Below are 12,789 nucleotides of genomic sequence, written 5' to 3' on the forward strand. Positions count from 1 at the left end.
GGAATTACCAATAACGTTCGTTCGGTGAGCCGTAGAGTGCCATCACGCGGTCTAGGTCGTTCTGTTTCTTGGCGCGCAGGTAGGACACCCCGATGTTCTTGTTGGTGTAATACTGTACCAGACTGCGGTTTTGCAACATGTCGTTGTAGCAGCGGTCGATGATATCCATCCTTTCCTTGTCGTTCATGGAAAGCCCGTTCTCGTTGACCACCGTCTTCAAATCGTTCAGCAAATGGGCACTTTCTTCCAGCAGTTTGGTGTATCCCAAAGCAATCGCGCTCAGTTCTTCCGGCGTAAAATACGGGTCGCTGAGCATACGCTCGAAGCTGGTGACATAGATGTCCGTGATATCGCCCACCATCAGGATGGTCTGCTGGACTTTGCGGGCATCACGGACAAGGTTCTTGACCTTGCGAAGCCCGTCGTAATACTCCTTGCCCTGCTGGTAGATTTTCACGGTTTCCTGAAAACTATTCGCCATATTGGTGGCAGTGGAGGATGTGTGAACGATGTTCTTGGCAGCATTGATGATTCCCTGCGCCAGATTGCCCGGGTCGCTCACTACCCATTGGGCTTTCGCTGTGAGGCTGACAAGGAAGCAGCCCATGCACAGCATAAGAATTTTCTTTTTCATGATGTTTCTATTTTTAATTGTGAATAATTCTGTTAAAAGTCAGATTCCCATTTTCCGCCCTTTGGACGGCGGGTTCCGGAGGATGGTCCGTTGCGCCTGTCTCGGTCGGTTCTCTATTCCGGAATTCTCCCTCTTGCGTCTGATGGAGGCGAAGAGTTCGTCTGCATACGGCCTGCGTCCGGTCATTCTGACGAAACGGGCATCCAGCTCCCGGTAGGCTTTCTCTGCCTGACACGAGCGTTCCGTCGCGGAAACGTTCTTGTCTATGCCGTACTTGGCGAGAAAATCAGGACTGATTTGCAGGATGTCGTGAACCACATCCGGTGAGGCCGCAATCCGTCCCAAAATCTCCAGTTCTCCATCCAGTCTTTCCAAATAGAAATCCGGCAGACGGACATCCTTGATGCTTTCCGCAGCCTTTTCCGCATTCCTGCACAGACGGCTTTCCAATATCACCCCCTCATCATATGCTGGTTCCGGCCCGGAACGGTTCAGCCTGTCAAGCCTGTCATAATCATCCGCAAGCCCGTACCTGAGTGCCACATACCGTGAAGGTGGCATAAGATGCACGGCCAGGTTGCAGAGTTCCCACATGTCGCTCTCTTTCCGATGGAAGTCCAGAATCCGGACAGATGACCGCACTTCTTGCGGTGACGGACGTTCCTGCTTGCTTTCCGGATTTTCCTTCGAGTAAACATCCTGCATGAATGTGTACATGGCAAGCATTCGGTGGACAGGGACGGCTTCTTCAGGTCTGATATCCATAAGCCGGGAACCGTTCTTCTCCATGAAATAAGTATCTTTCAATGCCTCCATCAGTTCCGACCTGTCCGTTTCCGCCGTTTTTTCCGGTGTCGGGAACAGGTACGAGGCTGACAACAGGCAGGAGACTTGGGTAATCACATCCTCCGACTTCCTGTACCGCCTGACCAGTTCCGACAGCTTCCGGTACTCCTTTTTCCGGACAAGTACCCTTGTCTGTTTCATCACTTCCGTCAACTCCTTGAGGCGCGGCTCGTCCAGATAGCGGCGCTGCTGTTCTTTTATCCATTCTTTCATTTCCATGATTCGTGATTGTTTTTCGGTTTTCATGTGATTCCAATCCCTTTCACCTGGCTTCGCTTGCTATCGGCCAACTGCCTGATGGCAAGCTCTATATTGCCTCCGAGTTTCTCCGTAAGCCGCATCAGCTCAAGTTTTTCGGTCTCTTCTGTGGTGTAGCAGACGTACTCCTCAAGTGAAACCTCCGTAGCATAGACTGCTGACTGTGAGCCTCCGAGACCAATCCACACTTCCTTGTACTTTCGGGAAGGATTGTTTGCCATGTTGATGGAAAGTATCTGCGCCCGCTCCTTGTCGGTCAGACCGAGCAAGGTCTGGATCTCATCGAACTTGTTCATATACTTGCGCTGGTCAAGGAGAATCTTACAGTCACTATTATTAATGATGGTGCCCTTGACAATCGGAGAAGAAATGATGTCCTCTACTTCCTGGGTCACGACCACGGCCTCGCCGAAAAACTTTCGGACGGTCTTGAAAAGGTAGCGGATATAGTTGCTCATATTGGCGGATGCCAATGCCTTCCAGCACTCTTCGATAAGGATTATTTTCCGGATACCTTTCAACTTGCGCATCTTGCTGATAAAAGTCTCCATGATGATGATGGTGACAATCGGAAGTAGCACCTTGTTGTCACGGATATTGTCCAGCTCGAAGACAATAAACCGTTTGCCAAGCAAATCAAGCTGTCTGTCGGAATTCAACAGGAAGTCATACTCGCCACCCTTGTAATAAGGTTCCAGCACATTCAGGAATCCCCACACGTCAAAATCCTTCTCACGGGTTCGCTTCTCTTTCAGGATATCCTGATACTCGTCACGGATAAACTCATAGAAGGTATCGAAGGAGGGTTTTATGCTGCTGTCCCTGCGGATTTTCTCCAGAAAAAGATTGACCGCATTAGATAGTGCCACCTCCTCGGCACGTGTCGGCGGCTCGTCGTCACGCTTCCACAGGGTAAGGATAAGCGTCTTGATGGACTCTTTCTTCTCGATGTCGAAAATTCCGTCTTCCACATAGAAAGGATTGAAGGCGATGGGATTATCCTCCTCGTAGGTGAAATAAATCCCGTCCTCGCCGTGTGTCCTCGCGTGGATCAGGTTGCACAGCCCCTGGTAGGAGTTGCCCGTATCCACCAATAGCACGTGTGTCCCTTGCTCGTAATATTGCCTCACCATATGGTTGGTAAAGAAGGACTTGCCCGAGCCGGACGGGCCGAGGATAAATTTGTTCCTGTTCGTGATGGTGCCGTTCTTCATCGGCAGGTCGGAAATGTCCAGATGGACCGGCTTTCCGGTCAGGCGGTCCACCATACGGATGCCGAACGGAGAGAGCGAATCCTTATAGGAGGTTTCCCCGATGAACAGGCATAGGGCCTGCTCAATAAAGGTGTGGAAACTCTCCTCGGACGGGAAATCTCCGGCATTGCCGGGTATTGCCGCCCAGAACAGAGTCGGCACATCCACCGTGTTGTGACGCGGTTTCGCTTCCATCAACGCCAGCTGGCTACCTACATCGTTCTTGATGCGCTTCAACTTTTCCCGGTCATCGCTCCAGGCCATGACATTGCAGTGTGCGCGGATGGAGGTCAGCCCCTTGCTGTGCGCCTCGTTCAGGTACTCTTCAATCCATTCGCGGTTGATCTGGTTGGAACGGCTGTAACGGGAAAGCGAATGCATGTTCCGTGCAGTCTGCTCGAATTTCCTGAGAATTTCCGCCGAATCATCAATGAAGAGGTACTGGTTCACCACATGGTTGCAGGTAAGCAGAATGCCTATCGGTGCGGCAAAGGACAGCCGACAGTCGCTCCGGTCTGTCGAGAGCCTTTCATACCGGCAGTCGGTTGACACGTTCGACGGCAGGTCTTCCGGATCGGAAAGCGTATGAAGGCACAGGTAGTTGTCGCCCACCTTCATTTCCCCGGCACCGAGTGACAGATCCTGCAAGCAGGTAGCATCTTCCTGCGACATGGAAAAATACTTCTCGATGATGCCGGCGGAATTTTTGCTCCCGATGATTTCCTCATCCGTCAGGCGGATGATACGTAGCAGGCCGCTGTCGTTCACGATGCGTTCGAATTGTCCGCAACACTCCATGAACCGGGTGACGGTTTCCTTGTCCTGCATTTCCTTGGGGATAATGAATCCCCTTGTAAGTGCATTGAAACTGCTGGTTGTCCGGCTGTGCTCCTTCGTGGTTTTCGTAAGGAACAGGTAACAGGTATGCTGCAAATACGGCCGCTCGTTGAAATGGCGTTCGAAACTGCGGCTCAGAAAGCTCAGGTCTTCCTTGCAAATATCCGGTTTATATCCCTCTTCGATGAAGAAGTCCTGCTTGTGTACGATGCTGTAGTTCGGCAAGACCTTTACCGCTTTTGCCCAGGTGGAGTGCATGGACTCGTACTCGGCACGTGTCAGCGTGAACAGTTCCGGCAGTTCCACCCGGTATGCTACGGTGATGTCCGCATCCTTGCTGATGATGCAGCCGTTCTCCACGGACAACAGTGGGAACTTGCTTTCCAGCGTGGCTGTTTTCATTACGTTTTTCATGCTTTTCTGTTTTTAATGGTTGGAGAAAACAACCGGAGGAACTTTCTCCGGCTGATGATGTAGCGGGGATGGCTGCGCAGCGCATGGAGTTTCATAAGGCCCCATTCACCGTATTTCGAATTCATCCTGAAAGTGACCCAGACCAGCACCGATGCGGAAACGACCCCGAAACCGATGCAGACCCACTGGTCGATACCTGCCATGTACATGACGACGAAGATTACGAACAACGCGAGCAATCCTCCCGCAAAGATGAACAGGTACTGGCTCTTGAGTCCCTTGAACTCCGGGCTGCGCCCAATCCCCTTGTTGACATTGAATTCCGCCATATTACAGGAAGAATGAGCGTAAGATGGTGGCGGCGACAATCAGGAAGATACACGCACCGAACCAGCTGGCGGCAGTCTTTGAGGTATCCGGGTCGCCTGACGAGAACTTGGAATAGACCTTCACGCCTCCGATAAGGCCGATAACGGCACCGATGGCGTAAATCAGCTTGGTGCCGGGATCGAAATACGAAGTGACCATATTGGTAGCTTCCGTAATTCCACCGATACCGTTGCCCTGGGCAAATGCCCCCATTGAAACCAGCAGCGTCATGGCTGCCAAAAAGAATCTTTTTTTCATGTGTCGAAACTTTTAATTAGTGAGACAAAAAATGATTTCGACTGCGAATATATAGTGCTTAATTTATTGATTTACAAACTGTACGATATGTGACACCGTATGACATCACGTTACATCGGCAGGGAATTTTCAACCATTCAAAAAGGGTTTTCCCGGCAATATGAAACAGTAAAAACAGGATAAGGAGAAAGCGGCATTTCATTTCTTCCGGCAAAGGTAGCCCCGTGTCCTGAGAAGCCCGGCAAGGCGGCCCTGCGGGCTGGTTGCCGTGAAATAATCATCCTCGCTGCGCTTGCGGTATTTTTTCACGGCAAGCCTTGCGGGATTCCGGACCGGGGCGGAAAAGCCTTCAGGAAATAAAATACCGTTCGGTTTGAATGGATATATGTAAAACAAAAAACAGAAGATAACATGGAAACAAGAAACAATCAGACAGTGGCTTTCACGGGACACCGTAAGGAACGTATTCTGCAAGGGTTCGGAAACGATCCCCGGATACTTGCACAAATCAGGGAAGCTGTGGCTGGAATGGTAACAGAACTGTACGGGCAGGGATACAAGGAATACTACACCGGGATGGCCAGCGGATTTGATATGACTGCTGCGGAGGCGGTCTTGCAGGTCAGGGAGAGATACGAAGGTATCAAGCTCATAGCGGCAGTACCTTTTCGGAAACAGCCCTTGTGGTTTGAAGCGGAAGACCGGCTGTTGTATGCCCGTCTGTTGGAAAGGATGGACCAGGTGGTCATGGTTTCCGAGAATTACCACAAGGGCTGTTACCTGCGCAGGGATGAATACATGGTACGTAAGGCGGATGTTATCGTTGCCTATTGGGACCTCGTACCGAAAGGGGGAACATTCTACACGGTAAGCAAGGCGTTGGAATGCGGCAAGCCGGTCATCAACATCCACGAAAGGCTGAGATAGTGGGAACCGGGTTGTGACATTTACATAACTTATGCAAATCCACATGAACCGGGAACAAGCCGGAATGGACAAACAGGATATATTAAGAAACTATAACTTGAATGTCCGGACAAAACCGGTATCTTTGTCTTTATGAATCAATCCGGTAGCCCGGCTTTATGTATCGCGAGGCAGTATCCGATATCCGGAAGCGGCTCCTGATGATGTGTACAGCCCGTATCTTGAATAATAATATTGAAAAAAACTATGAACCATGAATGAAAACTGGCCTGAAATTGTGGAGGATTTGTCACCTTGTCTTAGACCGGGAGCGATAAAAGGAGATTATCTGCGGGATGTAGGGTATTGCCTGAGATATCTCGGATGGAAAAAGACCAACGGGACAATGGTGTTCCGGGACATGTGGCATTCAGGTGGGGATGACTCCGGACATCCCGATATACTGCTCTGTAAAAAAGAGAAGGACGGCACTTGTCTGCCGGTTCTTCCTGTTGTAGTAGAGTTGCCTGACAGTGAACCGTCCGGACGGCTGGCGTTGTCAATGCGGCAGTTAAAGCTTGATATCGGATTATATATAGGAAAAAATATCCGGTTGTATTATCAGACTCCCGGTTGTAAGGATGAACCGGTCTGCGCATTTGTGGCGGACTTTCAGAAAGATGACATGAACGGAAGTGCGATTTGCGACCTGCTTCTTTATGAGAACTTCAGTCCGGAAAAGATGAACGGTTTTGTAATGGATGCCATACATGGGTAATAAGAAAAACTTTATACCGGCACTTGTGCATTAATGCTCCCGCTTCATTCCCCATACCAAAAGCCATTTTTATTCAATGGAAGATAATAAAAATGGCTTTTGATATAAACAGAATTTTAAATTATATCAGAACCCGTTTCCTGCTGCATCTTACGCTCCTTCTTTTTCTCTTTTTGCAGCTTTTTCTTAGCCTCCATTTCCGCCATGATCTGTTTCAGAGGCTTGACCGTTTCCGGTTCCTCACGTTTGAACCGCTTGAAATAGATACTTTCGATAAACTGTGGAAGCGGAGCTTTCCAGACCTCTTGCCTGTGGTTGTCTATCTTGCCGAGCTTGTCGGGATTCAGACCCAATTCACGGGCCATCTGCACCTGCCTGTCTGAAAGGCGGTGACGCTTCTGCGCCACCAGCCATTTTTCTAATATCGCTTTTGTCACTGCCATCGTTCATTTTTTTGCAAAGATAGAATTTTGCATTGATTTCTCTTAAATACTTGTTTGTCAGCATTACCTTATAGTCCATAATATATAAGTGCCAATATTGGCAGAAATTTAATATGACGATGGAAATAAAAAGAGACAGTTGGGATATATATAAATTTCCAAAAACAGGAAAAGGCACACCGATATCACATCGACATGCCTTCTGAAAAATATGACAACAAAGAAGCAATTAAACAAATTCATTTATATCGAATGCCCCTGTCTCATTTTTTGTATTATCCATTTCTGAAATTTGTGAGTCATCACAAAGCATACTATCAATAAGATTTCCTATCTTCTTTTTAATAGCGGTTTCTTTCCGCATAATTCTGATGATTTCTTCTTCAGATAGATAGATGCGTGGGGCACGAATTGCAGGATTTCTTTTTATGCCAAAAGATTCTGCTTCTGACTTCGGCATTGCTTGTTGTTTTTTGTTTTTCACATTCGATTCCATATTTACATGTATTTATTCCAATCAATTCTAATCTGTTCCAAAGATTGTTTTGGCGCCTCTTTTCCATTTGGCATATTTTCCTTAAGCAGTTTTTCCAATTGGCTTTGAGTACTCAATTCGGTTGCAAAGAACCTGAACAGGTCTGTATCCTGAAGTTGGTACAGGGTTTCGGCTGCATTTCGGATTTTCTTTCTGTCATCCGTCCCCAAAATAAGTACATCAGCGACATTGTTCAATTCTTCAAAAGTCAGTGCCCTTGAAAAATCCGGGTCAGGAACACACCCGTCATTTGACATAAGTTCCCGTTTTTCCGATTCTGTCAGTCCCTTTTGTGAAGAGAAACCATCTATCACATCATCCGGATCTATATCCTCATCTTCCTCTATAGGCTCTTTCTTCATAGGTTCAGAACGTGTGGGAGTTTTTCTCGCCATGTCCGGGTCTTCAAGATAGACTATTTTTGTCTTTCCGATTACTTCATTGTACTCGTCCAGTGGATTCGGCTGCGTTTCGGTTTTCTCTTCATGCCCGACTTTAAGGATATCCTTCTCCGCTTGTGCAATCCACGCTTCAGCCTTGTCCAGTCTTGCCCTATACCGGGCTTTCCTTGCTTTTTCCGCCATCCGCTTTTTGCGTGATTTCCATAACCGGATACGTGCAATACGCATATGACGAAGCTGACTATCCCAAAAATTATAAACTCTCGGACTGAAAATGAACATCCATACCTTATATAATATGTAGGTTGCCGACATGGCTTTTACTGAAAAATAAATTAATGTTGTTTCCATGACTATTGAATTTTAGGGGGTGAAAAACGGTCTTTATACATTCGGGTGATTTCCTCGATGTTGAGTTCTATATGCTCAGCGATGATGTTACTGATATAGCTCGCAATACTTACTTCGGGAGCTATCACATGGAGATAATTCTTTATCTCGTCGTACAGCTTGCGGTTCAGGTACACCTGGATGCGTCCTGGCATGGGGGTATTCACCAGATACTTCTGACGAAAGTTACTGTCACATTCGGGCATATTGCAAGGTTTGGGATTTTTCCGGGCAGTTCCTTTTTCCGTATCCTGCCTTTCATTGTTTTCCTCTTCCGGAACCTCAACCACTATGATATCCTCGTTCTCGATGGCATCAGGAATGTCACCGACCATATACCCCCTGATTTTTTCTTCATTCACTTTTACAATTTTCTTTGCCATATCTCAATTACAGGTTAAATTTTACAATCAGTTCGTTTGCCAATTCCTGCAATCCGCTGCCTTTAAGCTGTCCTGCCGGCGGTGGAAGGAGCGAGCAGCGGAAATAGGTACGTGTCCGCGATGAGAGTTCCTTGTCATAGCGACAGAGATCGGGAATCATTGAATCCAGAATTTTCAACCCCTGTTTCTTCATCAGTGCCATATAATTGTCAAGCACTTCGGTATTGCTTCTTTTCTTTACCTTGGTCCAGAACAGGAACACGTCTTTCAAGGGAATGTTCTTCCGGTTTTCCGCACATTTCATAACACTTTTGGCAAAGACAAAACTGCTGTCCATAACGAAATTGTCAGCGGCAATGGGGGTCAATACATAATCCACATTGAAAATGGTCTGCAAAACGCCGGATATGTCCATAGACCCCGGCAAATCTATGAAAACGATATCAAAATCTGCTTTTGCCGCCAACTCTCCGGCCACCTGGCGTGCATTCTCCGGCTTTGCCTGCCTGATAGGATAAATCCTGCATCCCCTGAGCCTCTGTTCCTCCAGCAACACCATGTACTTCTTGTTTATCTCCACCATCTCCATGTCCCGTTCCCTCAGATTGAACAGGCTGCGCTGGGTGGCGTCACAATCAACGATAGCCACATTCTTGCCCATCGAATAATTCAGGAGACTGGCAAGTGTTACCAACATTGTACTTTTGCCGACCCCACCTTTCTGGTTGCTGACCGCAACGAATAACGGATTCTTCTTCATAACTGAACTTTTTTAATGGTTTATTACACTATTGTTTTACTTGTCTGTTGTTTGCTTTGTGACAAGGTTTGTTAGTGATATGGTTACTTTGTGCTCACCAACCGGCAAACCGACCAACCGATAGTTATCTGCCCCAACAAAGCAAGTAAACAATCACTGCCCACCTGTTGCAACAAGTGTTTTCGCTAACCGACAATACAACGGACAGCCACTTGATTATTGGTTTGTTTTACCGTTCACGCTGCAAATAAAAGGGTATTTTTTCATACCTGCACTATGTTTTAAGGGAGGTGACGACCTGTGTCATCATTTGTCATCACGTTACATATAACCCGCTATTTTACAATAGGATAAACCGCCATAACTTTGCACCGGCAACGGAACGGATACCGCTGCGGAGGTTTCCCGAAGCCGAAGAATGAGGCTGAAGGTCAAAACTTAATTTGACGAAGGAAAATTCATGTTCAAGCGAACATAGCAAGTTGTGTTTTGAGGCACCCGAAATAAATTCGGGCACTCAAAACAACTTGCCACTCGCCTGACGGCTCGGGGAGGATTCACTCCAAAGTCGTGAATCCGGGGCCGGAAGATTAGAAACTGAAAATATCAATGCGTATGGAAGAAAACAAGAAGAAAAACTCAAGAAAAAGCGCAGGCAGGAAACCAAAATCCGACCCTGCCGTGCATCGTTATGTGGTACGGTTGAACTCGGAAGAGAACGGACGTTTTGATATTCAATTCCAAAAATCAGGATTGAAAGAACGCTCCAAGTTTATCAAGACAATGATTTTCGGCAAGGAAATCAAGGTGGTGAGAATAGACAAGGCGACGATGGATTATTATATCCGCCTGACCAATTTCTACCACCAATTCCAGAGTATCGGCAACAACTACAACCAGACGGTGAAAGCCGTAAAGACAAATTTCGGGGAGAAACGGGCTTTCGTCCTGCTCCGTAATCTGGAAAAAGCAACAATAGACTTAGTGTTGCTGAGCAAGCGGATTATCATGCTGACCCGTGAGTTTGAAGAAAACTATCTGATAAAACAACGGAAGGAGGAGGAAAATGGTGGCTAAAATCAACAGAGGTGCTTCGCTCTACGGTGCAATCATCTACAACCTGCAGAAAGTGAACGACAATACAGCCCGCATCATTTACGGGAACCGCATGATTGCCAATGTGTCGGGGAACACGGAGCGTGTCATGCAACAGACCCTGTGGGCGTTTGACAACTACCTGCTTGCCAACAAGAATACAGAAAAGCCAGTCCTGCATATATCGTTGAACCCTTCTTTGGACGACCGGCTCACGGATTTGCAATTCACGGAACTGGCCAGGGAGTATATGCAGCGAATGGGCTATGGCAACCAGCCTTACATTGTATATATGCACGAGGACATAGACCGGAGGCATATCCATATCGTTTCCACCTGCGTGAACGAAAAAGGTGAAAAGATAGACGACGCCTACGAGTGGAACCGCTCGATGAAAGCCTGCCGGGAACTGGAAAAGAAATTCGGGTTGAAACAGGTGGATGACAAGCGCAAGGAACTATTGGAGCCGTATCTGAAAAAGGCTGACTACCAAAATGGTGATGTGAAGCGGCAGGTTTCCAATATCGTCAAGAGTGTATTCTCCACTTATCGTTTCCAGTCTTTCGGCGAGTACAGCGCCTTGCTCTCCTGTTTCAATATCGAGGCGAAACAAGTAAAAGGCGAATTTGAAGGAACACCCTATAATGGAATTGTCTATACGATGACCGATGATAGTGGCAAGCCGATATGTACGCCCGTCAAATCTTCTCTTATCGAAAAACGCTACGGCTACGAGGGATTGGAAAAGCGTATCGGGTACAACGCCCGTGAATACAAGAACAAGAAATGGCAACCGAAGATACGGAACGAAGTGGCGCTTGCCATGCACGGATGCCGTGGAAACAAGGAGGAGTTCACCCGTTTGCTCGCCGGGAAAGGTATTGATGTGGTATTCCGTGAAAATGATGAAGGACGTATCTATGGCGCAACTTTCATCGACCATAAGAACCGTGAGGTATATAACGGTTCCCGACTTGGAAAAGAGTTTTCGGCAAACGCTTTTGAGCGGCTGTTTAACAGTCCGACCAATATGCCTGACTTGGATATGCCAATGCCTGCTCTTAATCGGCAAGGCGTTTTCTCCTCCGAAATGGAAAGCTCCATCGAACAGGCTTTCGGAATCTTCGGCATTGACGCCAACGGTCCCGACCCGCAGGAAGAGGCGCTTGCCCGCAGGCTGCAACGCAAGAAGAAAAAGAAACGCCGTTCCCGCGGAATATCCTGATTACAGATTTTATAAACCATTAAAACTATATTCATTATGCAACAAGAAGATGATTTGAGGGGACTGGCCAAGGTCATGGAGTTCATGCGTGCCATATCCATCGTGTTTATTGTCATCCACGTCTATTGGTACTGCTACCGTTCATTCGTGGATATGGGTATCAATATCGGGGTAGTCGACAGGATACTCCTGAATTTCCAGAGGACAGCGGGGCTTTTCAGCAACCTGCTCATCACAAAAGTATTTGCCGTCATATTCCTTGCCCTCTCGTGTTTGGGAACAAAAGGCGTAAAGAATCAGAAGATGACATGGCAGAAAATATATGCCTCTTTCCTTGCCGGATTGGTGCTGTTTTTCATGAACTGGTGGATGCTCGACCTGCCGTTCAGTCCGATGGTCAATGCCACCTTGTACACGGCAACACTTACAGCCGGGTATATCCTGTTGTTGATGTCCGGCGTGTGGATAAGCCGGATGCTGAAACACAACCTCATGGAAGATGTATTCAATACCGCCAACGAGAGTTTCATGCAGGAGACACGGCTCATGGAGAACGAGTATTCCGTCAACCTGCCGACAAAGTTCGTCTATCAAGGCAGGGAATGGAACGGATGGATTAATGTTGTAAATGTTTTTCGTGCGTCCATCGTGCTTGGAACTCCCGGCTCGGGTAAGAGCTACGCAGTGGTAAACAACTACATAAAACAGCAGATTGAAAAATCCTTCGCCATGTATATTTACGATTATAAGTTTCCAGATTTGTCCGAAATTGCTTATAACCATCTACTTAAACACACTCAGAATTACAAAGTGAAGCCGGAATTTTATGTCATCAATTTCGATGATCCGCGACGTTCGCACAGGTGCAATCCCATCAACCCGAAATTCATGGCGGACATCTCGGATGCCTACGAATCTGCCTACACGATTATGCTCAATTTGAACAAGACCTGGGTGTGACCTGTAAAGTCGCGTAATTGATTGTTAAACAGTGATATTAGTTG

14 protein-coding genes and 1 pseudogene are annotated in these 12,789 nt (G+C 47.3%); 5 read left to right on the forward strand and 10 right to left on the reverse strand.

The genetic code is table 11. The features are described 5' to 3' along the window. Positions 1 to 4: 4 nt before the first annotated feature. From DXD65_RS19510 to DXD65_RS19530, 5 genes are read right to left on the reverse strand one after another with little or no spacing between them, the layout of a single operon-like run. On the reverse strand, positions 5 to 634 hold the full coding sequence (locus DXD65_RS19510) for a DUF4141 domain-containing protein (protein WP_008777832.1): 630 nt from the start codon (positions 632 to 634) through the stop codon (positions 5 to 7). A 39-nt stretch (positions 635 to 673) separates the two neighbouring features. Further along, positions 674 to 1,726 (reverse strand): hypothetical protein, encoded by a 1,053-nt coding sequence (locus tag DXD65_RS19515; RefSeq protein ID WP_008777831.1) that lies wholly within the window; start codon positions 1,724 to 1,726, stop codon positions 674 to 676. Then, positions 1,723 to 4,242: a TraG family conjugative transposon ATPase gene (locus tag DXD65_RS19520; protein ID WP_117589901.1), complete on the reverse strand. Its 2,520-nt coding sequence runs from the start codon at positions 4,240 to 4,242 to the stop codon at positions 1,723 to 1,725. The genes DXD65_RS19515 and DXD65_RS19520 overlap by 4 nt, the downstream gene beginning before the upstream one ends. Next, on the reverse strand, positions 4,239 to 4,571 hold the full coding sequence (locus DXD65_RS19525) for a DUF4133 domain-containing protein (protein ID WP_008777826.1): 333 nt from the start codon (positions 4,569 to 4,571) through the stop codon (positions 4,239 to 4,241). The genes DXD65_RS19520 and DXD65_RS19525 overlap by 4 nt, the downstream gene beginning before the upstream one ends. Position 4,572: 1 nt before the next feature. Further along, entirely contained in the window at positions 4,573 to 4,869 is a 297-nt protein-coding gene (locus tag DXD65_RS19530; RefSeq protein ID WP_005644316.1) for a DUF4134 domain-containing protein, read from the reverse strand. 411 nt (positions 4,870 to 5,280) lie between these two features. Here DXD65_RS19530 and DXD65_RS19535 point away from each other — a divergent pair, with 411 nt between their 5' ends. Then, entirely contained in the window at positions 5,281 to 5,796 is a 516-nt protein-coding gene (locus DXD65_RS19535; protein ID WP_117616062.1) for an SLOG family protein, read from the forward strand. Positions 5,797 to 6,049: 253 nt separating this feature from the next. Beyond that, the gene (locus tag DXD65_RS19540; RefSeq protein ID WP_008777821.1) at positions 6,050 to 6,553 is read left to right on the forward strand and encodes a hypothetical protein; all 504 of its coding nucleotides are present in this window, start codon (positions 6,050 to 6,052) and stop codon (positions 6,551 to 6,553) included. Between the two features lie 116 nt (positions 6,554 to 6,669). Here the strand turns inward: DXD65_RS19540 and DXD65_RS19545 are convergent, their stop codons facing one another. From DXD65_RS19545 to DXD65_RS19565, 5 genes are all read right to left on the reverse strand, one after another. Further along, complete coding sequence (locus tag DXD65_RS19545) at positions 6,670 to 6,996, reverse strand: hypothetical protein (RefSeq protein ID WP_008777820.1); 327 nt, start codon at positions 6,994 to 6,996, stop codon at positions 6,670 to 6,672. Between the two features lie 229 nt (positions 6,997 to 7,225). Beyond that, a complete protein-coding gene (locus DXD65_RS19550; protein ID WP_117589793.1) occupies positions 7,226 to 7,492 on the reverse strand; it encodes a hypothetical protein in 267 nt (88 codons plus the stop codon). A gap of 2 nt (positions 7,493 to 7,494) precedes the next feature. Then, complete coding sequence (locus tag DXD65_RS19555; RefSeq protein ID WP_008777818.1) at positions 7,495 to 8,283, reverse strand: DUF4122 family protein; 789 nt, start codon at positions 8,281 to 8,283, stop codon at positions 7,495 to 7,497. Positions 8,284 to 8,285: 2 nt separating this feature from the next. After that, a complete protein-coding gene (locus DXD65_RS19560; RefSeq protein WP_008777817.1) occupies positions 8,286 to 8,705 on the reverse strand; it encodes a DUF3408 domain-containing protein in 420 nt (139 codons plus the stop codon). Positions 8,706 to 8,712: 7 nt separating this feature from the next. Then, positions 8,713 to 9,465: a ParA family protein gene (locus DXD65_RS19565; RefSeq protein ID WP_005644302.1), complete on the reverse strand. Its 753-nt coding sequence runs from the start codon at positions 9,463 to 9,465 to the stop codon at positions 8,713 to 8,715. A 609-nt stretch (positions 9,466 to 10,074) separates the two neighbouring features. On the opposite strand from DXD65_RS19565, the gene mobA reads away from it, so the two are divergent. The 3 genes and pseudogenes from mobA to DXD65_RS19580 form a co-directional block, all read left to right on the forward strand. Beyond that, positions 10,075 to 10,542, forward strand: coding sequence for a conjugal transfer protein MobA (gene mobA / locus DXD65_RS19570; RefSeq protein WP_032560424.1), 468 nt, complete (start codon positions 10,075 to 10,077; stop codon positions 10,540 to 10,542). Continuing rightward, the gene (gene mobB / locus DXD65_RS19575) at positions 10,532 to 11,785 is read left to right on the forward strand and encodes a conjugal transfer protein MobB (RefSeq protein ID WP_032560423.1); all 1,254 of its coding nucleotides are present in this window, start codon (positions 10,532 to 10,534) and stop codon (positions 11,783 to 11,785) included. The genes mobA and mobB overlap by 11 nt, the downstream gene beginning before the upstream one ends. Positions 11,786 to 11,821: 36 nt before the next feature. Further along, a pseudogene (locus DXD65_RS19580) lies at positions 11,822 to 12,742 on the forward strand (YWFCY domain-containing protein); the annotation flags it as partial. Positions 12,743 to 12,789 lie beyond the last annotated feature (47 nt).

Source organism: Bacteroides sp. 4_1_36 (genome assembly GCF_003466325.1).
In the GTDB taxonomy this organism is placed as follows: Bacteria; Bacteroidota; Bacteroidia; order Bacteroidales; family Bacteroidaceae; genus Bacteroides; species Bacteroides uniformis.

What these genes read in the sequence shown, in the direction of transcription:
- DXD65_RS19520 (WP_117589901.1), bottom strand. Translation starts at nt 4,242, where the DNA reads ATGAAAAACGTAATGAAAACAGCCACGCTGGAAAGCAAGTTCCCACTG.
- DXD65_RS19535 (WP_117616062.1), top strand. Translation starts at nt 5,281, where the DNA reads ATGGAAACAAGAAACAATCAGACAGTGGCTTTCACGGGACACCGTAAG.
- DXD65_RS19550 (WP_117589793.1), bottom strand. Translation starts at nt 7,492, where the DNA reads ATGGAATCGAATGTGAAAAACAAAAAACAACAAGCAATGCCGAAGTCA.
- DXD65_RS19565 (WP_005644302.1), bottom strand. Translation starts at nt 9,465, where the DNA reads ATGAAGAAGAATCCGTTATTCGTTGCGGTCAGCAACCAGAAAGGTGGG.
- DXD65_RS19560 (WP_008777817.1), bottom strand. Translation starts at nt 8,705, where the DNA reads ATGGCAAAGAAAATTGTAAAAGTGAATGAAGAAAAAATCAGGGGGTAT.
- DXD65_RS19525 (WP_008777826.1), bottom strand. Translation starts at nt 4,571, where the DNA reads ATGGCGGAATTCAATGTCAACAAGGGGATTGGGCGCAGCCCGGAGTTC.
- mobB (WP_032560423.1), top strand. Translation starts at nt 10,532, where the DNA reads ATGGTGGCTAAAATCAACAGAGGTGCTTCGCTCTACGGTGCAATCATC.
- DXD65_RS19530 (WP_005644316.1), bottom strand. Translation starts at nt 4,869, where the DNA reads ATGAAAAAAAGATTCTTTTTGGCAGCCATGACGCTGCTGGTTTCAATG.
- mobA (WP_032560424.1), top strand. Translation starts at nt 10,075, where the DNA reads ATGCGTATGGAAGAAAACAAGAAGAAAAACTCAAGAAAAAGCGCAGGC.
- DXD65_RS19545 (WP_008777820.1), bottom strand. Translation starts at nt 6,996, where the DNA reads ATGGCAGTGACAAAAGCGATATTAGAAAAATGGCTGGTGGCGCAGAAG.
- DXD65_RS19540 (WP_008777821.1), top strand. Translation starts at nt 6,050, where the DNA reads ATGAATGAAAACTGGCCTGAAATTGTGGAGGATTTGTCACCTTGTCTT.
- DXD65_RS19515 (WP_008777831.1), bottom strand. Translation starts at nt 1,726, where the DNA reads ATGAAAACCGAAAAACAATCACGAATCATGGAAATGAAAGAATGGATA.
- DXD65_RS19510 (WP_008777832.1), bottom strand. Translation starts at nt 634, where the DNA reads ATGAAAAAGAAAATTCTTATGCTGTGCATGGGCTGCTTCCTTGTCAGC.
- DXD65_RS19555 (WP_008777818.1), bottom strand. Translation starts at nt 8,283, where the DNA reads ATGGAAACAACATTAATTTATTTTTCAGTAAAAGCCATGTCGGCAACC.